The organism is Beduinella massiliensis, from assembly GCF_900199405.1.
Classification (GTDB): domain Bacteria; phylum Bacillota; class Clostridia; order Christensenellales; family Aristaeellaceae; genus Beduinella; species Beduinella massiliensis.
On sequence record NZ_LT963430.1, the window covers coordinates 1713003 to 1731774 of the forward strand.

Sequence of the window (18772 nt, forward strand, 5' to 3'; positions counted from 1 at the left end):
TAAATCGCTCAACCGAACGCCTGAGCCTGCGAGGGCCTCTCCGAAGACGCGGGAGTCGCCTGCGTTCGGGGGGCGGGGCGCTCTTCCCTGATTTTTTCTTGCATTTCTCTTTAAAATCCGCTAAGATAATAGATTAGGAATGCATGCGGCAAGTCCGCTTACGGAGGAATGGTTTTTGAGTCAGGACAGGCTTTCTCACATTCGCAATTTCTGCATCATCGCGCACATCGACCACGGCAAGTCCACGCTGGCCGACCGGCTGCTGGAGAGAACCGGCGTCTTTGAAAAGCGCGAGATGGTGGAGCAGATCCTGGACAGCATGGAGCTGGAGCGCGAGCGCGGCATCACGATCAAGTCCAAGGCCGTACACATGCGTTATACGGCCAAGGACGGCGAGGAATACACGCTCAACCTCATCGACACCCCCGGCCACGTCGACTTCACCTACGAGGTGTCGCGCGCGTTGGCGGCCTGCGAAGGGGCGCTGCTGGTCGTGGACGCGACGCAGGGCATTGAGGCGCAGACGCTGGCCAACGTCTACATGGCGCTGGAGCACGACCTGGAGATCGTGCCGGTGATCAACAAGATCGACCTGCCCAGCGCTCAGCCGGAGGAGGTGCGCGGGGAAATCGAGGACGTCATCGGCCTGGACGCCTCCTATGCGCCGCTGGTCAGCGCCAAGGTGGGGCTGGGCATCGACGACGTGCTGGAGGCGGTGGTGAACTACGTCCCGGCGCCGGCGGGCGACGAGGACAAGCCGCTTCGCGCGCTGATCTTCGATTCCTTTTACGACAACTACAGGGGCGCCATCTGCTTCGTGCGCGTGGTGGAGGGCAGCGTCAAGGCGGGCATGCGCATCCGCATGATGCAGGGCGGCGTGGAGTTCGACGTGGTGGAGGTCGGCGTGTTCCGCCCGGGCTATTCCCCGGTGAGCGAGCTGCTGCCCGGCGACGTCGGCTACGTGGCCGCCTCCATCAAGGACGTTCGCGACACGCGCGTGGGCGACACGATTACCGACGCGGAAAACCCGGCGGCGGAGCCCCTGCCGGGCTACCGGCAGGTGAACCCCATGGTCTTCTGCGGCATCTACCCGACGGACGGCGCGGATTACGACAACCTGCGGGACGCGCTGGAGAAGCTGCGTCTCAACGACGCCTCGCTTTCCTTCGAGCCGGAGACGTCCGTGGCGCTGGGCTTCGGCTTCCGCTGCGGCTTTCTGGGGCTGCTGCACATGGAGATCATCCAGGAGCGGCTGGAGCGCGAGTTCGACCTGGACATCATCACCACCGCGCCGAGCGTAAACTACAAGGTGCACAAGATGGACGGCACGATCGTCACCTGCGACAACCCCTCCAACCTGCCGCCCGCGGGCGAGATCGAGGAGATGGAGGAGCCGGTGGTGCGCGCCTACATCCACACCCCGCAGGAGTACGTCGGCACGCTCATGGAGCTTTGCCAGGACAAGCGCGGCGTCTTCAAGGACATGCAGTACGAGGGCACGCGCGTCAGGCTTCAATACATCCTGCCGCTGGGCGAGATCATCTTCGACTTCTTCGACCAGATCAAGAGCCGCACGCGCGGCTATGCCTCCTACGATTACGAGCTGGCGGGCTACGAGCCCAGCGACCTGGTGAAGCTGGACATCCTGCTCAACAGCGACGTGTGCGATGCGCTCTCGATGATCGTGCACCGCGAAAAGGCCTATGGCCGCGGCCGCTCCATCGCGGAAAAGCTCAAGGACGTCATCCCGCGTCAGCTCTTCGAGATCCCGATTCAGGCGGCGATCGGCGGCAAGGTCATCGCCCGTGAGACGGTGAAGGCGCTGCGCAAGGACGTGCTGGCCAAGTGCTACGGCGGCGACATCTCGCGCAAGAAGAAGCTGCTGGAAAAACAGAAGGAAGGCAAGAAGCGCATGCGCCAGCTCGGCTCCGTCGAGGTGCCCAGCGAGGCGTTCATGACCGTTCTGAAGATGGACTGACATGGACATCGGGCTTTACATCCACATCCCCTTTTGCGTGAAGAAGTGCGCCTACTGTGACTTCGCCTCCTACCCGGGGATGCTTTCCCACGCGCAGACGTACATGGAAGCGCTCTCGCTCGAGCTTCGCGCTCAGGCGGAGCGCTTTCCCGCATGCAGGGCGAGGACGGTCTTCCTCGGCGGGGGCACGCCCACGCTGCTTTCGGGCGCGCAGGTCGGGGCACTGCTGGACGCCGCGCGCTCGTGCTTTCCCTTTGCCGCGGACGCGGAGATCACGATGGAGGGGAACCCCGGCACGCTGACGGCAGAAAGCCTGGCGGCCTACCGCGCGGCGGGCGTGAACCGCCTGTCGCTGGGCATGCAGGCCGCGCAGGACGGGCTTTTAAAGACGCTGGGACGCATCCATCGCCTGCATGACGTGCAGGAGGGCGTTCGCATGGCGCGCGCTGCGGGCTTTGAAAACATCAACCTCGACCTCATCTACGGCCTGCCGGGGCAGACGAAGACGGACTGGCAGGAGACGCTCGAGCGGGCGCTCGACCTTTCGCCTAAGCACCTTTCCTGCTACGCGCTGATCGTGGAGGAGGGCACGCGCCTGGCCATTTCCCTTTCGGAAGGGAACCTTCCGCCCCTGCCGGACGAGGACGCGGAGCGGGAGATGTACGAAGCGGCGATTCGGGCCGCGAAGCGGGCTGGACTTTGCCAATACGAGCTTTCCAACTTTGCGCGGCCGGGCTTTGAATGCCGGCACAATCTGGTCTATTGGACGTGCGCGCCGTACCTGGGCGTGGGGCTCGCGGCGCACAGCTACATGGAAGAGCGCCGTTTTGGCAATACTGCCCACATGGGCACGTACCTTTCCGCCGTCCGCGCCGGGGAGAGCCCGCAGGATTCCTGCGAGTCGCTTACGGTAAAGGATCGCATGTTCGAGCGGGCGATGCTGGGCCTGCGCCTCACGCGCGGCATGGACGGCTCGCGCTTTGCGCGCGACTTTCACGTGACGCCGCAGGCGTGCTGGGGCGAGAAGCTGACGCGCCTCATAGACGCGGGGCTGCTCATCTGGGAAGGGGATTTTTTGCGCTTGACGCGCCGCGGCATGGACGTGCAGAACGCCGTGCTGGTGGAACTGATGGACTTTGAAGCACCCAAAAGCGGTTTTTAATCAAAAAAGGTCAAAAAGTTCAAAAAATGCTTCCAAACACCTTGACAAAAGCGCAAAGGAGTGCTATTTTTATCACGTTGGTTAGCACTCGACCTTTGAGAGTGCTAACAACCCGAAGGAAAGGTGATGAATCGTGGATCTTGTCGAGCGAAAATTCAGAATTCTGCAGGCGATCATCGACGACTACATCGTCACGGCGCTGCCCGTAGGTTCTCGAACGATCTCGCGCAAGTACGAGCAGAGCTTGTCCTCGGCGACCATTCGCAATGAAATGAGCGATCTGGAGGAGCTGGGTTATCTGGATTCGCCGCACACGTCGGCGGGCCGCGTGCCCTCGTACAAGGCGTACAGGCTGTACGTAGATCAGCTGATGAAGCGCACCCCGCTGACCCCGGAGGAGGCGAAGGTCATCAGCCAGTTCTTCGACCGGCGCGTGCGCCAGGTGGAGGACGTGGCCGAGCGCGCGGCGCAGGCGCTTTCCAGCGTGACGCATTATACCTCGGTCATCATGACGCGCCAGCCGGAGGAGGAAAACCTGAAGCTGCGCCATCTGCAGCTGGTGCCGGTGACGGAGGGCATGGCGCTTTTGATTCTGGTGACGGATGCCGGGGTCATCAAGCAGACGCCGATGCACATCAGCCCTGGCATGAGCACGGACGATCTGTACCGGGTTTCCCGCATGCTGACCGAGCGGCTCGCGGGCTGCAAGATGAGCCAGGTGCAGGCGATTTTGGAAGGAATCGGCGCGGAGTTTCGGGATCAGGGCGAGCTGCTCAGCGGCATGCTGGATACGATCCGCGAGAGCGGGGAACCGGGCGACCACACGGACCTGGTGGTCGGCGGCACGTCCAACCTGCTGGACTATCCCGAGTACAGCGATGTGGAAAAGGCGAGAAGCCTGCTGAGCGTGCTGGAAACAAAGGAAAAGGTGATCCGGCTGCTGTCGGGCGGCACGCAGATGGAGTTTTCGATCCGCATCGGCCCGGAAACCGGGCTGCCCGAGACGAAGGACTGCTCCGTCGTCACGGCGACATACCGGCTCGCTAACGGCAAGGTGAACACCATCGGCATCATCGGCCCCACGCGCATGCAGTATAACCGGGTGATCTCAGCGCTTGATTACATGGGAAAGTCTCTGATGGAGATGCTTTCCGGGCAGGACAAGAAATGAAAAAGAAGAGCGGGAACGACGGCTCAAAGAAGAGCGCCGGCGTGGTAGACGGGATTAAGAAGCAGGCGGACGTTCAAAAAGAACGGATACGGCAATGGTCGCAGGACCGCAAAAGAAAGGGCAAGACGATGAACGAAGAGAACGTAAGCAAGGAGCTGCTGGAGGAAGAGGTACCTAAGACGGAGGAGCCCGCGCAGGAGAGCGCAGAGGAGCAGGAAGCCGCCGGGCAGGAGGCGGAAAAGCAGCTTGCGGACGCGCTCGCGAAGTGCGAGGAGTACCTGAACCTCGCCCAGCGCGTGCAGGCCGACTTTGACAACTACCGCCGCCGCAACACCGCGGTGCGCGCGGAGGCATACGAAGAGGGCAAGCGGGATACCGTGGAAAAGCTGCTGCCCGTGCTCGACAACATCGAGCGGGCGCTCGCATCCGCCGGGGAAGAGGAATCGCCCCTGAAGAGCGGGGTGGAGCTCGTGCACCGGGGGCTTTGGGAGACGCTGCAAAAGCTCGGCGTCGAGGTGATCGACCGCGCGGGAGAGGTTTTCGACCCGGAGCTTGAAAACGCGGTGCTGCAAGGCGCGGAGGACGAGGGCGAGCCGGGCACGGTTTGCCTTGTGCTCCAAAAAGGCTATAAGGTCGGGACGCGCGTGATTCGCCACGCGATGGTCAAGGTGGTCGCAGGCTGAAGCCTGATCACATACATTCTTGATTTACGAAAAACTCACACAAACAAGTGATTCATCTAGGCTAGGAGGAAATCATTATGGGAAAGATTATCGGCATTGACCTGGGTACCACGAACAGCTGTGTAGCCGTCATGGAAGGCGGCGAGGCGACGGTCATCCCCAACGCTGAGGGCGCGCGCACCACGCCTTCCGTCGTCGCGTTCGCCAAGAACGGCGAGCGCCTCTGCGGTCAGGTGGCGAAGCGTCAGGCCGTCACCAACCCGGACCGCACCATCATTTCGATCAAGCGCGAGATGGGCACCAACTACAAGGTGGATATCGACGGCAAGGCCTACACGCCGCAGGATATTTCCGCGATGATCCTGCAAAAGCTCAAGGCCGACGCGGAAGCGTACCTGGGCGAGACGGTCACGCAGGCGGTCATCACCGTGCCGGCTTACTTCTCCGACAGCCAGCGCCAGGCCACCAAGGACGCGGGCCGCATCGCGGGCCTGGAGGTCATGCGCATCATCAACGAGCCGACGGCCGCTTCGCTGGCCTACGGCCTCGACAAGGACGACAACCACAAGATCCTCGTGTACGACCTGGGCGGCGGCACGTTCGACGTCTCCATTCTGGAGATCGGCGACGGCGTGTTCGAGGTGCTGGCCACCAACGGCAACACCCGTCTGGGCGGCGACGACTTCGACCAGCGCATCATCGATTACCTCGCCAGCGAGTTCAAGCGCGAGAACGGCATCGACCTCAAGGCCGACCGCATGGCGCTGCAGCGCCTGAAGGAGGCTGCCGAGAAGGCGAAGATCGAGCTTTCCGGCGTCATGAGCACCAACATCAACCTGCCGTTCATCACGGCGGACGCGACCGGCCCCAAGCACCTGGACATGACCCTCACCCGCGCGAAGTTCGACGAGCTGACCCGCGATCTGGTGGACGCGACCTTGCAGCCGGTGCAGCGCGCGCTGAGCGACGCGGGCCTCTCCGCCTCGCAGATCGACCGCGTGATCCTCGTCGGCGGCTCTACCCGCATCCCGGCGGTGCAGGACGCCGTCAAGAAGATCACCGGCAAGGACCCCTACAAGAACATCAACCCGGACGAGTGCGTGGCGCTGGGCGCTGCGATTCAGGGCGGCGTGCTCGGCGGCGAGGTCAAGGACGTGCTGCTGCTGGACGTGACGCCGCTGTCCCTGGGCATTGAGACGATGGGCGGCGTGTTCACGCGCCTGATCGACCGCAACACCACCATCCCGACCACCAAGTCGCAGATCTTCTCCACCGCCGCCGACGGACAGACGAGCGTCGAAGTGCACGTGCTGCAGGGCGAGCGCGAGATGGCCGCGGGCAACAAGACGTTGGGCCGTTTCCAGTTGACCGGCATTGCCCCCGCGCCGCGCGGCGTGCCGCAGATCGAGGTTACCTTCAACATCGATCGCAACGGCATCGTGAACGTCAGCGCCAAGGACCTGGGCACGGGCAACGAGCAGAAGGTGACGATCACCGCCTCCACCAACCTGACGGAGGACGAGATCAACCAGCGCGTGAAGGAAGCGGAGCAGTTTGCCGCCGAGGACAAGAAGAAGAAGGAAGAGGTCGAAACCCTCAACCGGGCGGACAGCATGGTCTTCGAGGTCGAAAAGCAGCTCAAGGATCTGGGCGATAAGCTGACGGACGAGGACAAGGCGACCGTGCAGAGCGAGCTGGACGCCTTCAAGAAGGTGCGCGAGTCGAACGACGTGGAACAGATCAAGGCCGCGCAGGAGACCTTCACGCAGAAGGTGTACGAGATCTTCGGCAAGATCTATCAGCAGCAACAGCAGAGCGCCGGCCAGCCGGGTCCGGATGCCGGCGCGGGCGCGCAGGGCGGCGCGGATACGCAGGACGGCCACGTAGACACCGACTACGACGTCCATTAATCGAACATCAAACGCCATCGGCCGCCGCCATATCGCATGGCGGCGGCAAATGACGTATCCTAGGATTGGACGGTGAGGACTGTGGCTACGAAAAGAGATTATTACGAGGTGCTCGGGGTTCAGAAGAACGCTACGGACGACGAGATCAAAAAGGCGTACCGCAAGCTGGCAAAGGAAAATCACCCCGACCTGCACCCCGACGACAAGGATGCGGAGGAGCGCTTCAAGGAGGTTAACGAAGCCTACGAGGTGCTCTCCGACAGCAATAAGCGCGCGCGTTACGACCAGTTCGGCCACGAGGGGCCGAACATGGGCGGCGCAGGCTACGGCGATTTCAGCGGCTTTGGCGGCCAGGGCTTCGACAGCATCTTCGATTTCTTCTTCAACGGCGCGGAGGGCGGCGGCCAGCGCCGCAGAAACGGCCCGGAGCGCGGACAGGACCTTCGCTACGACCTGACGCTGACGTTTGAGGAAGCGGCCTTTGGCTGCAAAAAGGAGTTTAAGTTCCAGCGCAACGAAAACTGCGAGGCGTGCGGCGGCACGGGCGCGCGCGCAGGCACGCAGCCCAAGACCTGCCCGACCTGCGGCGGCAGCGGCCAGATGAAGGTGACCACGCAGTCGCTGTTCGGCCAGGTGGTCAACATGCGCACCTGCTCCACCTGCGGCGGCTCGGGCAAGATCATCGCGGACAAGTGCCCCAAGTGCGCGGGCCAGGGCCGCGTGCGCGTGATGCGCACGGCGACCATCAAAATTCCGGCGGGCATCGACAACGGCCAGGTGCTCCCCATGAGCGGCCAGGGCGAGCCGGGACTTCGCGGCGGCCCCGCGGGCGACCTGTACGTCTACATCAACGTGCGCCCGCACAAGCTCTTTAAGCGCGATCATTTCGACCTGCACTGCGAGATTCCGATTTCCTTTACGCAGGCGGCGCTGGGCGGTGAAATCGACGTGCCCACGCTGGAGGGGTCGGTCAAGTATAACATTCCCGAGGGCACGCAGAACGATACGGTGCTTCGCATTCGCGGCCAGGGCATCCAGCAGCTGCGCTCGAGCGGCAAGGGCGACCTGTTCATCAAGGTGCGCGTGGAGGTGCCCAAGCGCCTCTCCGACAAGCAGAAGGACCTGCTGCGCCAGTTTGAGGATTCCCTGACCGGCAAGGAGTACGAGGGCCGCAAGTCGTTCTTCGACCGCGTGCGGGACAGCTTTAACAAGTAAACGAGCGAATCGCTGAAGGGTTTTGCCTTTCGGCGTTTCGTCGCGTCTAGGAGGACGAAAGATGGATTGGATGGAAGCGGTCGTTCACACCACGACGGAGGGCGCGGACATCGTCTCCGAGCTCCTGATGAGCGCGGGGGCGACGGGCACGAGCATCGAGGATCGCAGCGACGTGCTGAACGCGCAAAAGCCGGAGGGTATGTGGGACATGCTGGACGAGCACATACTGGACAACATGTCGGAAGACGTACTCGTCAAGGCCTATTTTGAAGACGGGGCGTCGACGCCGGAGGCGCTGTCGTTCGTCAGGGCGCGGCTGGACGCGCTGAGGGGCATGGAGCTGGGGTTTGACCTGGGCAGCCTTGAGCTCACGCGCGAGACGGTGCACGAGCAGGACTGGGCCGAGAACTGGAAGAAGTACTACAAGCCCTTCCGTGCGGGCGAGCGCATCGTGGTGAAGCCTTCCTGGGAGCCGTATGAAGCGCAGCCGGGCGATCTGGTGATCGAGATGGACCCCGGCATGGCCTTCGGCACGGGCACGCACGAGACGACCTTCATGTGCATGCAGATGCTGGAGCGCTACGTGCGCGCGGGCGATTCGTGCATCGACGTGGGCACGGGCACGGGCATCCTCGCCATCGCGGCGGCGATGCTGGGCGCGCGGGACGTGCTCGCCATCGATCTGGATGAAAAGGCCGTGGAGGTCGCGAAGGAAAACATTCAGAAGAACGAGATGCAGGCGGTCGTGCGCGCGCAGGCGGGCGACCTGCTCAAGGAAGCGGACGAGATCGCGGACGTGGTGGTCGCCAACATCATCGCGGACGTGATCTGCGCGCTGTGCGGCCCGGCGAAGGCGCACGTGCGCGCGGGCGGCGTGTTCATCTGCTCGGGCATCATCAAAGAGCGCGAGGAGGACGTGCAGCGCGCGCTGAAGGCGGCGGGATACGCGGTAGATCATCGCATCGAGAAGGGCGAGTGGGTCTGCCTGGCGGCGAAGGCCGCGTAAAAAACAATCCGAGAAGGGGAAGCTATGCACCGCTTTTTTGTGGACGAAGACGGCATCCAGGGAAGTACGGCGCGGCTTGAGGCCGGGGACGCGCAGCACGCCGCGCGCGTTTTGCGCCTTGCGCCCGGCGACGAGGTGGAGCTGCTCGACGGCCTTTGCCGCTACGCGGCGCGGCTGACGGAGGTATCCAAAGAGAGCGTGAGCGCCGAGGTTCTTTCGACGCTGCCGGATCACGAGCCGAACGTGCGCGTGACGCTCTTTCAGGGCCTTCCCAAGGCCGAAAAGATGGAATTTATCCTGCAAAAGTGTACGGAGCTGGGCGTGTATGCGGTCGTGCCCGTGCAGATGGAGCGCTGCGTCGTGCAGCTGTCTGGAAAGGACGGCGCGAAGAAGCAGGAGCGCTGGCAGCGCATCGCGCGCGAAGCGGCCAAGCAGTGCGGCCGGGCGCGCGTGCCCGAGGTTTCCGCGCCGCAGCCGCTCGCGGGGCTGGCGCGGCCACTGTCGGAGGATTACGACCTCGTGCTCGTTCCCTGGGAGGAGGCGCGGGAGGGCGGCATCCGCGCCGCGATTCGCGAGACGAATGCCCAGCGCATCGCCATCGTCATCGGGCCGGAGGGCGGCATGACGAAGGAGGAGGTCGCATGGCTGGCGGAACGCGGCGCGCGCCCCGTGACGCTGGGCCCGCGCATTCTGCGCACGGAGACGGCGGGCATGGCCGCGCTGACGATGGCGCTGTGCCTTTCCGGGCAGATGGAGTGAGGACATGAGCAAAGTGGCATTTCACACCTTGGGCTGCAAGGTGAACCAATACGACACGCAGGCGATGCTGGAGCGGTTTCAGGAGGCCGGCTATGAGGTCGTCCCCTTCGACGGCCTGGCGGACGTTTACGTGATCAACACCTGCACGGTGACCGGCACGGGCGACAAGAAGTCCATGCAGGCCATTCGGCGGTGCGCGCGCAAAAATCCCGAGGCGCACATCGTGGTCACGGGCTGCCTCGCCCAGCGCGCGGCGCAGACGCTCAGGCTGCCGGGCGTGCGGCTCATTCTGGGCACGCAGCGGCGCGGCGAGGTCGTGGAGCTGCTGCGCGAGGCGGAGGAATCAGGGGAAACGTTGATCGCGGTGGAGGGCCTGCGCCGCGCGCCGTTTGAGGCGCTCACGGTGCACGCGCACGAGGGACACACACGCGCGACGATGAAGATCCAGGAGGGCTGCGACCGCTACTGCGCCTACTGCATCATTCCTTACGTGCGGGGGCCGATCCGCTCCCGTCCGCTGGAGGAAATCCGCCGTGAGGCAGACGAGCTGTGCGCGGCGGGCTTTCGCGAGCTCGTGCTGACGGGCATTCATCTGACGAGCTACGGGCGCGATTTGAAGGACGGCGCCACGCTTTCGGATGCCATACGCGCCGCGCACGACGCGCAGGGCGCGCTTCGTATCCGGCTGGGTTCTCTCGAGCCCGTGATCGTGACGGAGGAATTCGTAAGGGCGCTGCGGGCCATGCCCAAGGTCTGCCCGCAGTTTCATCTCGCGCTGCAAAGCGGCAGCGACGCGGTGCTTGCCCGCATGCGCAGGCGCTACACGTCGGGCGAATACCTGGCGGCGTGCCGAATGCTGCGGGAGGCGTTCCCCGGCTGCGCGCTCACCACGGACGTGATGACGGGTTTTCCAGGCGAGACGGAGCAGGAGTTCGAGGAGACGATGGCGACCGTGCGCGCAGCGGGCTTTTCGCGCATCCACGTGTTTCCTTATTCCGAGCGCGAGGGCACGCCCGCCGCGGCGATGGAGGGCAGCGTGCCCCGGCACGTTCGGGAGGAGCGCGCGCGGCGGCTGATCGCGCTGGGCAAGGAGCTCTCGCAGAATTACCTGCTGGAGCAGGTCGGGGCGCGAAAGCGCGTGCTCTTTGAAGAGCGGGATGCGCAGGGAATGCTCACCGGCTACACGGATACCTATGTGCACGTGCGCGCGTCGGGCATCGCCTGCCCGGGCGACGTGCGGGACGTGATTGTGGAAAGCGCGGCGGAGGACGGGCTGATCGCGCGGATAGCGGAGGAATAAACGGGCGAAGGCCCGGTAAAGGAGTGCTTGAAAGTGGAAGACTGCCTGTTTTGTAAGATCGCCGCGGGCGAGATCCCCTCGAAGAAGGCGTATGAGGACGACGAGGTGCTGGCCTTTTACGACATCGCGCCGCAGGCCCCCGTGCACGTGCTGGTGATTCCCAAAAAGCACGTGAGCGATGTCTACGCGGCGCAGGGCGAGAGCGACGCGTTTCTGGCGAAGCTGCTGCGCACGGCGGCGAAGGTCGCGGGCGAGCTGGGGCTTGCGGAGAACGGTTTTCGCCTCGTGACCAACTGCGGAGCGGACGCGCAGCAGAGCGTCCGGCACCTGCATGTGCACATCCTCGGCGGCAGGCCGCTCGAAGGAAAGATGGGCTGAACGGCCGCAAGGTTCCCGGCTCGCCCGAACAATTTGGAATGCTACGCTAAGGCGGCAAATCCCTTTCGCGTCTCTGACGCAGAGGGGATTTGCCTTTTTGCTTTACGGGGACAAGACGGCGTACTATAATGATAAAATCAAATGGCTTTCATTTAGCGATGAAGAAAGAAATGGATATTGCGTTTCAGACCGGGCAGGGCATGTTCAACCACAGGGCCTGCGCGCTTATCATCGTCAAAGGACAGGCGGAATGTCATGCAGGACGAACGCTCGTCCTGCGCGCAGAAAAGGAGTATGAAAAGGAGGCGGCCCGGTGGTCTATCTGGAGAGCATCGCATTCCCAGACGCGGACGCGGAGTGGAACTTTCGCATGGGCGTCAAGCGAACCTGCTATAACACGATGTATCCCTTCGGCGTGCTCACCGCCGCGGGCCTTTCGCAGCTGAGCTTCGAGCCCATCACGATCCTTTACGGAGGCAACGGCTCCGGAAAGACGACCGTGCTGAACGTGATCGCCGAAAAGCTGCGCCTTTTGCGCGAGACGCCCTTTAACAGGAGCAACTTCTTTGAAGACTACGTGGATCTTTGCCGCGTGTGGCTGGAAAACCCGGTTTCATCGGAGAGCCGCATCGTCACCAGCGACGACGTGTTCGACTACATGCTGAGCGTGCGCAGCCTCAACGAGGGCATCGACCGGAAGAAAGAGGAGCTCTTTCACGAACACACGGCGGCGCGCCATTCCTCGGTGCGGGTGCGTTCGCTAGACGATTACGATGCGCTCAAGCGCCAGAACAGCGCGCGCAGGCGAACGCAGTCTTCCTTTGTCCGCGAGCAGCTGATGGACAACGTGCGCGAGCAGTCTAACGGCGAGAGCGCGAGCTTCTTCTTTCGCCAGCGGGTCCGCGAGGATGCGCTCTACCTGCTCGACGAGCCGGAAAACAGCCTGTCCGCCGCGCGGCAGATCGAGCTGGCGGATTTCCTGGAGGAATCGGCGCGCTATGCAGGCTGCCAGCTGGTCATCTCCACGCACTCGCCCTTCCTGCTTTCGATGCGGGGCGCGAAGATTTACGATCTGGACGCCCGGCCTGCCGCCCTCAAATGCTGGACGGAGCTTGAGAGCGTGCGCACGTATTACGACTTCTTCATGCGACATCGGGCGGCGTTTGAGCGGGACGTGTCGGACCCATTCTGAACGCCTGCGGCGGGCGATGCTAAGGGCGGCGTTCCGGGCTATAGGGCCCTAAATCCAGGATGACGCGTACGCCGCCCTCGCGCTTTGAAAGAATCCGGCAGGCGTTGGCGCCGGGATCGTTCAGACGAAGGCGCTTAAAGACGTTGTTGACGCCGATGCCGTGCGCGTGGGCGGAGGGAACGACGGACCCTGCGGCGACGGAGGCAAGACGCCGCTCCGGCGCGCCAATCCCGTCGTCGTCGATGCATAGGAAAAGCTTTCCCTCCTGCTCATAGCTCGTCACCACGATCGTGCCCGGGCGGCCCAACGCTGCGAAACCGTGCACGATCGAATTTTCGATGATGGGCTGAAGAATCAGGCGCGGAACGGGATGCTCCATATGTGCGGCGGGCACGTAGACGCTGTACTCGAAAGGGTAAGAGGCGCGCATGCGCCGCAGCGCCACGTAAGCCTGCGCGCAGGCGAGCTCGTCCTTCAGAACGGCGGTTTCGTCGGTGCGGGCAATGCTGTAGTTGAGCAGCCTGCAAAGCGCGGTCAGCGCTTTCAGCGCGTCGTCTGAGCGGCCGTCCTTGACGAGACTTTGTATGCAGGCGAGGGTGTTGCCCAAAAAATGCGGGTGAATCTGGCCCTGAAGGACGTCGATTTCCAACAGGCGCTGCTGCTTTAAAATGACCTGCTGTTCCGCGTTCAACCGTTTGACGCGGCCGATCATGTCGTCGATGCTGCGGGCAAGAACGCCGGTCTCATCGCTGCGGCGCATGCTGTCCGCGAGAGAAAGGTCGAGAGGATTGTCGGAGCTTTGTATCCGCGCCGCCATGCGTACGATGGGCCGGGTGTAGCGATGGGCCAGCAGCGCCAGAAGCGCGGTGAGCAGCAGCAGGTGCAGCGTGCCCATGAGGAGCGTTCGTGTGAGCAGGGGCGACACCGCCTTTTGCAGTGCGTGCTGCTGTGCCAGCGCCATCAGCGTCCAGTCCATGCATAGGTGGGTGCGGCGAAAAAACAGATAATCGCTGCCGCCGATGCGGCAGGACTCTGCGCCCATAGGCAGCGCCGCGAGCGAGATGAGCTCGTCCTCCAGGAGCTCACGGGGAATCTGCTTGTAGCTGGAGGAGACGGTGGTGTAATCGTCGCTGGTGGCGATGAGCCGCCCCTCGCCGGATAGGACGCACCAGGTGAGCGAGGCATCGTTGGTGGCGCGCAGGATGGAGGAGAGCATCGTCCGCAGGTTGATCTCCATGACGACGGCGGCGCTTTCATCGCCCAGGCGTACCGGTTTGTAGAGGGCGACGGTGCGGTCCAGCGTCAGCGGCGAGATATATGGCTCGGACCAGCGAAGCCCCTGATAGGTCGAGGCGGCGACCTCGTCGTAAAAGGGCTGAAAGTAGTCCCGGCCGAAGATTTCATAAGCTGCGGTGCGGTTGCAGTAGACGTCGCCGCCTTCCGTGATGCAAGCGACGGAGAGCACCTTGCCGGGGTTGCTGCTCTGAAAGCCGCTGAGCGCCTTTTGAATCCGCGTCGCGCTGGGCTCCATGACCTCCAGCGAGCTGGACAGCGCGAGTAGATTCGCGTTGAGCCCCTCGGAATAGAGCCGCACGTAGTCCGCCGTACGGTCGAGCAGGATCGAGATGTCCTGCTTTTTTTGCGTCAACAGCGCCTGTTTTGTGTCGTGAAAGCACCAGAATATCCAGCTTGCCAGCAGCAGCAGGGAAAGCAGGATGGACAGGAGCGCCAGTTTGGCGGAGAGGGTGCGGGGCATGGTCGTCACTTCCTTAGCTGGCCCGGGGTCATCCCGTACGCCTTTTGAAACAGCGCGGTGAAGTACTGCGGATTTTGAATGCCCACCTGCTGGGACACTTCGTATATCTTAAGGGGCGTGTGGAGCAGCAGCTCCCGGGCGCGCTTCATGCGAAGCGCGGTCAGATGGTCGCGAAAGCGCACCCCGGTCTGCTGATAAAAGAGGCTGCCGAGGTAGTTGGGCGACATCCCCACCTCCTCGGCGACGCTTTCCAGCGTCAGGTCTTCACCGAGGCGCGATTCTATTGTGCGAAGCGTGCGTTCCACCTCGTAACGATAGGCGGAATGCGCTTCCGGCTTGGTGAATCGCAGCAGCACCTCGCCCAGTTCTTCGTCGCTGTATTCGCCCTTCGTCAGGTATTCGGTTACGCCAAAGCGCATGGCGCGGCGCGCGTATTCAAAGTCGCAGTGCGCGGAAAGAATGACGAACCGCGCGTCCGGCACCAGCCCGCGCGCAAGGCTTATGAAACTCAGACCATCCAGCACGGGCATGCAGATATCCACCAGAATCAGATCCGGACGCAGCCCGGGAAGCTGCTCCAGCGCGCTTTTGCCGTCGCAGGCCTCTGCGACCCAGCGGCAATGATACTTTTCCCAGGGGAAGGCGCGCAGTCCCTTGAGAATGGGCAGGTCGTCGTCTATGCACATTACCTTCAGCAGCGCCATGTCGATCCCTCGCTCTTCGATGCTTTTCCTTACAATATTATGGCATGTTTTGCACGAAACGTAAAGCGAGGCGCGCGCGTTCGTTGATTATCTGCTTTTTTCGTTGGTCGTTATTCTTGCGATGCCCGCCTTCTTTTGCGAAAATAAGGACACGGGGGGATGACAAGATGATCGATCGGCCTGCAAGGGAGCGCACAGCCGGGAAGCGCAGGAAGCTGCGAAGCTATCAAAAATCACTGCTGCTGATGAGCGTGCCCGGCATTCTCTTTTTTTTGATTTACAAGTATTACCCCATGTACGGCGTTTTGATTGCCTTTAAAAACTTCAAAATCAAAAAGGGCATTTTAGGTTCGCCGTGGGCAGATCCGCTCTTTAAGAACTTCGACGCTTTTTTCAGCTCGCCCTACTGCGCGCAGGTGCTGGGCAATACGGTTTCCATCAGCCTCATGAAGCTCGTCATCGGTACGCTTTCCTGCATCGTCTTGGCCGTTCTTCTCAGCGAGGTGCGCAGCGAACGGTTCAAGCGCACGATTCAAACGGTGACGTACCTGCCGCACTTTCTCTCCTGGGTCATCATTTACGGCGTGATTTACGCGCTGTTTTCGGAAAGTTCCGGGCTGATGAACGTCATGCGGCGGGCGGCGGGGCTGAATACGATCCCCGTGCTTACGAGCACGACGCTCTTTCAGCCGCTCCTAATCTTTACGGACGTGTGGAAGAGCTCGGGATGGGGGGCGATCGTCTACCTCGCGGCCATCGCGGGCATCGACCCCGGCCTTTACGAGGCGGCGGAGATCGACGGCGCCAGCCGCCTGCAGCGCGTATGGCACGTGACGCTCGCCTGTATCCGTCCGACGATCATCATCATGCTGATTTTGCGCCTGGGCAGCGTCATGGACGCGGGTTTCGACCAGATTTACAATCTGTACAATACGCAGGTGTATTCCGTCGCCGACATCATCGATACCTGGGTGTATCGCACGGGCCTGGAACAACTCAACTATGCGACGGCGACGGCCGTGGGTCTGTTTAAATCGGTCATCAGCACGGTGCTGGTGGTCGGGGTGAACGCCATCGCCCGGAGATGGGAGGAATCGCTGTGGTGAACGCCGGAAGAATGCGCGGCACCGGTAAGAAGCGCGCCCGGCTGGAGGCCTTCGACGTCGTAACGTGGGTCGTGCTGGCCGCGTTCGGCCTGTTGATCGCCTTTCCGCTCTATTACGTGGTTGCGCTCTCCTTTACGAGCTATACGCAGTACATCAAGAGCGCAGGCTTCGTGCTGCTGCCCAGTCCCGTCAGCCTGGACGGCTACGTGCAGTTCCTCACAAACCCGGCGGTCCCCAAGGCGTTTGGGGTGACGCTGTATCTGACGCTGTTCGGCACGGCGCTGAACATCCTGACGACCGCGATGTTCGCCTACCCGCTCAGCCGCCGGGAAATGCCCTGCCGAAAGTTTTTTACGCTGTTCGCGCTCTTCCCGATGCTGTTTTCCGGCGGGCTGATCCCGACGTTTTACGTCGTGCGCCAGACAGGCATCATGAACACCACCTGGGCCATGATCCTGCCGTACCTGATTTCGATTTACGACATGACGATCGTTCGTTCTTTCTTTCAGTCGCTGGACGACTCTTACGTGGAGGCGGCGCGCATCGACGGCGCGGGCGAGATGACGATCCTGTTTCGGGTCATCATGCCCCTGTCCAAGCCCGTGCTGGCCACGGTGATCCTGATGTACGGCGTAGGGCACTGGAACTGCTTCTTCCCGGCGCTTTACTACGTGCGCAACGCGGATTTGCAGCCGCTGCAGGTCGTGCTGCGCGGAATCCTGAACGAAGCGCAATCCACGCTGGAGGAGGTCAACCCCGACGTGACCGCGGCCAGCCAGGCGATGAAGCAGGCGGCGGTGGTGCTTTCCGCGCTGCCGGTGGTGATCGTCTATCCATTTCTGCAAAAGTACTTCACCCAAGGCATGATGCTGGGAGGAGTAAAGGGCTGAGGCCCTACAAAAAAGGAGGTTTCCCCATGCGAAAACTTATCTCGGTGCTGTTGGCCCTGACGCTGCTGCCGGCGTGCGTCCTGCCCGCTCTGGCGGAGGCGGATCGCAGCGTCCCTTACACGGTCGTGACCTATCAGAGCTCCAGCCAGGGCCGCCAGCCGGACGAGAGCGACGACATCCTGAAGGTGCTGGAAGAAAAGTTCAATATCGACCTGCAGATGAACGTCATCACGAGCGAGTACGAAAGCAAGCTGAACTTGGAGGTGGCCAGCGGCAATACGCCGGACATCATGAAGGTTTCCTCGGCGCAGTTCAGCGCCTTCCTGGATCAGGACCTGCTGCTGCCTATCGAGGACTACGTGGAATCCATGCCCAACATGCTTGTGCAGTACCCGGACATTTTGTCCGACCCGACGCTGCGCGTCGACGGTCACCTGTACTTCCTCAAGGGCAATAAGAAGGAAATCGTCAAGAGCTACGACAGCCTGTGGATTCGCAAGGACTGGCTGGACGCGCTGAACCTGCCCGTCCCCACGACGCTGGAAGAGCTTAAGCAGACAGCCATCGCCTTTGCTACGCAGGACCCGGATGGGAACGGCGTAAACGACACCTACGGCTATACCGGCCTGGGCGGCGTGGAAAACACCAGCGATCATTACGCGCTCAACCCGCTGCTGGGGGCCTTTGGCGTGGGCAGCAGCCACTATATTCTGAACGAGAAGGGCGAGTTGGTTTACTCCGCCGCGACGGACGCGTACCGAGACGCGCTCGCCTGGATTGCGGATTTTATCGCAACCGGTGCGGTCGATCCGGACATGATGCTCATGACCTCCTTTGACGCTGTGCGCGAAAAGGTTTACCGCAACCAGGTGGGCATGATGTACTTCTCCTGGGCGGAATTTGTCAAGCCCCCGTACGATCAGACGCTGAGGGAGATGACGCCGGACGCCGAGTGGATTCAGATTCCCGACGTGACCGGGCCTGCGGGCGCGTACGATTCCTGCTACGAAATCCCGGGCTACGCGACGAGCGGATGGGTGCTGTCCGCGGATTTGGCGGACGAGCCGGATAAGCTGAAGCGCGTTCTCGAATACCTCGACTATATCACCGCGGGCGAAGGGCTCGACCTCGTTTGCTACGGCATCAAGGGCGTACACTTCGATTACGGCGCGGATGGCGCGGTCGTGCCGACGGACAGGATCGGTGAGGTCAGCTACGCCTGGCAGCACCAGGTGATGGGGCGAGACGAGATCACCTATCTGAGCACGAAGTTTCCGACCTGCCAGGAGGCCATTCAGTTCGCGCGCGATCTCGACCGGGTAAACTGCTACAACAAGTATGTAGGCATCCCGGAGGGCCTTAACAAGTCGGATTTGATTCGCTATGTGTCTGAGGAGACGACGCGCTTCATTTACGGAACGCGCGCGCTGGATACGTTTGCGGATTTTGCGGATACCCTGTACAAGACCTACGGCCTGCAGCAGTACATCGACATGGGCGCGCAAACGCTGAAGGAAGCGGGCATCATGAAGTAAAGACGGTTCGCGGGGGGCGCCTTCCTG

At 62.3% G+C, this 18772-nt stretch carries 16 protein-coding genes; 14 read left to right on the plus strand and 2 right to left on the minus strand.

The window, feature by feature from the left end; all coding sequences use genetic code 11:
* Nucleotides 1–175 precede the first annotated feature (175 nt).
* The 11 genes from lepA to C1725_RS08480 all read left to right on the plus strand — a co-directional run bounded on the left by lepA (nucleotide 176) and on the right by C1725_RS08480 (nucleotide 12754).
* Nucleotides 176–1978, plus strand: coding sequence for a translation elongation factor 4 (gene lepA, locus C1725_RS08430; protein WP_102411183.1), 1803 nt, complete (start codon nucleotides 176–178; stop codon nucleotides 1976–1978).
* A gap of 1 nt (nucleotide 1979) precedes the next feature.
* Nucleotides 1980–3140: a radical SAM family heme chaperone HemW gene (hemW, locus tag C1725_RS08435; RefSeq protein WP_102411184.1), complete on the plus strand. Its 1161-nt coding sequence runs from the start codon at nucleotides 1980–1982 to the stop codon at nucleotides 3138–3140.
* Nucleotides 3141–3273: 133 nt separating this feature from the next.
* Nucleotides 3274–4311 carry a heat-inducible transcriptional repressor HrcA gene (gene hrcA / locus C1725_RS08440; protein ID WP_346026482.1) on the plus strand — a complete coding sequence of 346 codons (1038 nt, stop codon included), beginning with the start codon at nucleotides 3274–3276 and terminating at the stop codon, nucleotides 4309–4311.
* On the plus strand, nucleotides 4308–4994 hold the full coding sequence (grpE, locus tag C1725_RS08445) for a nucleotide exchange factor GrpE (RefSeq protein ID WP_102411186.1): 687 nt from the start codon (nucleotides 4308–4310) through the stop codon (nucleotides 4992–4994). The genes hrcA and grpE overlap by 4 nt, the downstream gene beginning before the upstream one ends.
* A 77-nt stretch (nucleotides 4995–5071) precedes the next feature.
* On the plus strand, nucleotides 5072–6904 hold the full coding sequence (dnaK, locus tag C1725_RS08450) for a molecular chaperone DnaK (protein WP_102411187.1): 1833 nt from the start codon (nucleotides 5072–5074) through the stop codon (nucleotides 6902–6904).
* A gap of 81 nt (nucleotides 6905–6985) precedes the next feature.
* Nucleotides 6986–8119, plus strand: coding sequence for a molecular chaperone DnaJ (dnaJ, locus tag C1725_RS08455; RefSeq protein ID WP_102411188.1), 1134 nt, complete (start codon nucleotides 6986–6988; stop codon nucleotides 8117–8119).
* A gap of 61 nt (nucleotides 8120–8180) precedes the next feature.
* On the plus strand, nucleotides 8181–9125 hold the full coding sequence (prmA, locus tag C1725_RS08460) for a 50S ribosomal protein L11 methyltransferase (protein ID WP_102411189.1): 945 nt from the start codon (nucleotides 8181–8183) through the stop codon (nucleotides 9123–9125).
* 24 nt (nucleotides 9126–9149) lie between these two features.
* On the plus strand, nucleotides 9150–9884 hold the full coding sequence (locus C1725_RS08465; RefSeq protein WP_102411190.1) for a 16S rRNA (uracil(1498)-N(3))-methyltransferase: 735 nt from the start codon (nucleotides 9150–9152) through the stop codon (nucleotides 9882–9884).
* Between the two features lie 4 nt (nucleotides 9885–9888).
* Complete coding sequence (mtaB, locus tag C1725_RS08470) at nucleotides 9889–11184, plus strand: tRNA (N(6)-L-threonylcarbamoyladenosine(37)-C(2))-methylthiotransferase MtaB (RefSeq protein WP_102411191.1); 1296 nt, start codon at nucleotides 9889–9891, stop codon at nucleotides 11182–11184.
* 33 nt (nucleotides 11185–11217) lie between these two features.
* Complete coding sequence (locus C1725_RS08475) at nucleotides 11218–11562, plus strand: HIT domain-containing protein (RefSeq protein ID WP_102411192.1); 345 nt, start codon at nucleotides 11218–11220, stop codon at nucleotides 11560–11562.
* 313 nt (nucleotides 11563–11875) lie between these two features.
* Nucleotides 11876–12754 carry an AAA family ATPase gene (locus C1725_RS08480; protein ID WP_102411193.1) on the plus strand — a complete coding sequence of 293 codons (879 nt, stop codon included), beginning with the start codon at nucleotides 11876–11878 and terminating at the stop codon, nucleotides 12752–12754.
* A 19-nt stretch (nucleotides 12755–12773) separates the two neighbouring features.
* Here C1725_RS08480 and C1725_RS08485 read toward each other — a convergent pair whose 3' ends face one another.
* Together C1725_RS08485 and C1725_RS08490 are read right to left on the minus strand one after the other, a co-directional pair.
* Complete coding sequence (locus C1725_RS08485) at nucleotides 12774–14510, minus strand: histidine kinase (protein ID WP_102411194.1); 1737 nt, start codon at nucleotides 14508–14510, stop codon at nucleotides 12774–12776.
* 5 nt (nucleotides 14511–14515) lie between these two features.
* On the minus strand, nucleotides 14516–15214 hold the full coding sequence (locus C1725_RS08490; RefSeq protein WP_102411195.1) for a helix-turn-helix domain-containing protein: 699 nt from the start codon (nucleotides 15212–15214) through the stop codon (nucleotides 14516–14518).
* A 167-nt stretch (nucleotides 15215–15381) separates the two neighbouring features.
* Between C1725_RS08490 and C1725_RS08495 the strand changes: the two genes are divergently transcribed.
* Genes C1725_RS08495 through C1725_RS08505 form a run of 3 tightly spaced genes read left to right on the plus strand, consistent with a single transcriptional unit; the run spans nucleotide 15382 to nucleotide 18745 of the window.
* Nucleotides 15382–16320, plus strand: a complete 939-nt coding sequence (locus C1725_RS08495) for an ABC transporter permease subunit (RefSeq protein WP_102411196.1) — start codon at nucleotides 15382–15384, stop codon at nucleotides 16318–16320.
* The gene (locus C1725_RS08500; RefSeq protein WP_346026483.1) at nucleotides 16317–17210 is read left to right on the plus strand and encodes a carbohydrate ABC transporter permease; all 894 of its coding nucleotides are present in this window, start codon (nucleotides 16317–16319) and stop codon (nucleotides 17208–17210) included. Before C1725_RS08495 ends, C1725_RS08500 begins: the two co-directional genes overlap by 4 nt.
* Before the next feature lie 26 nt (nucleotides 17211–17236).
* Nucleotides 17237–18745, plus strand: coding sequence for an extracellular solute-binding protein (locus C1725_RS08505; RefSeq protein ID WP_102411198.1), 1509 nt, complete (start codon nucleotides 17237–17239; stop codon nucleotides 18743–18745).
* Nucleotides 18746–18772 lie beyond the last annotated feature (27 nt).

Excerpts from the sequence above, each read along its gene's own strand:
- hemW (WP_102411184.1), top strand. The coding sequence starts at position 1,980 with ATGGACATCGGGCTTTACATCCACATCCCCTTTTGCGTGAAGAAGTGC.
- grpE (WP_102411186.1), top strand. The coding sequence starts at position 4,308 with ATGAAAAAGAAGAGCGGGAACGACGGCTCAAAGAAGAGCGCCGGCGTG.
- dnaK (WP_102411187.1), top strand. The coding sequence starts at position 5,072 with ATGGGAAAGATTATCGGCATTGACCTGGGTACCACGAACAGCTGTGTA.
- prmA (WP_102411189.1), top strand. The coding sequence starts at position 8,181 with ATGGATTGGATGGAAGCGGTCGTTCACACCACGACGGAGGGCGCGGAC.
- C1725_RS08465 (WP_102411190.1), top strand. The coding sequence starts at position 9,150 with ATGCACCGCTTTTTTGTGGACGAAGACGGCATCCAGGGAAGTACGGCG.
- mtaB (WP_102411191.1), top strand. The coding sequence starts at position 9,889 with ATGAGCAAAGTGGCATTTCACACCTTGGGCTGCAAGGTGAACCAATAC.
- C1725_RS08485 (WP_102411194.1), bottom strand. The coding sequence starts at position 14,510 with ATGCCCCGCACCCTCTCCGCCAAACTGGCGCTCCTGTCCATCCTGCTT.
- C1725_RS08490 (WP_102411195.1), bottom strand. The coding sequence starts at position 15,214 with ATGGCGCTGCTGAAGGTAATGTGCATAGACGACGACCTGCCCATTCTC.
- C1725_RS08495 (WP_102411196.1), top strand. The coding sequence starts at position 15,382 with ATGATCGATCGGCCTGCAAGGGAGCGCACAGCCGGGAAGCGCAGGAAG.
- C1725_RS08505 (WP_102411198.1), top strand. The coding sequence starts at position 17,237 with ATGCGAAAACTTATCTCGGTGCTGTTGGCCCTGACGCTGCTGCCGGCG.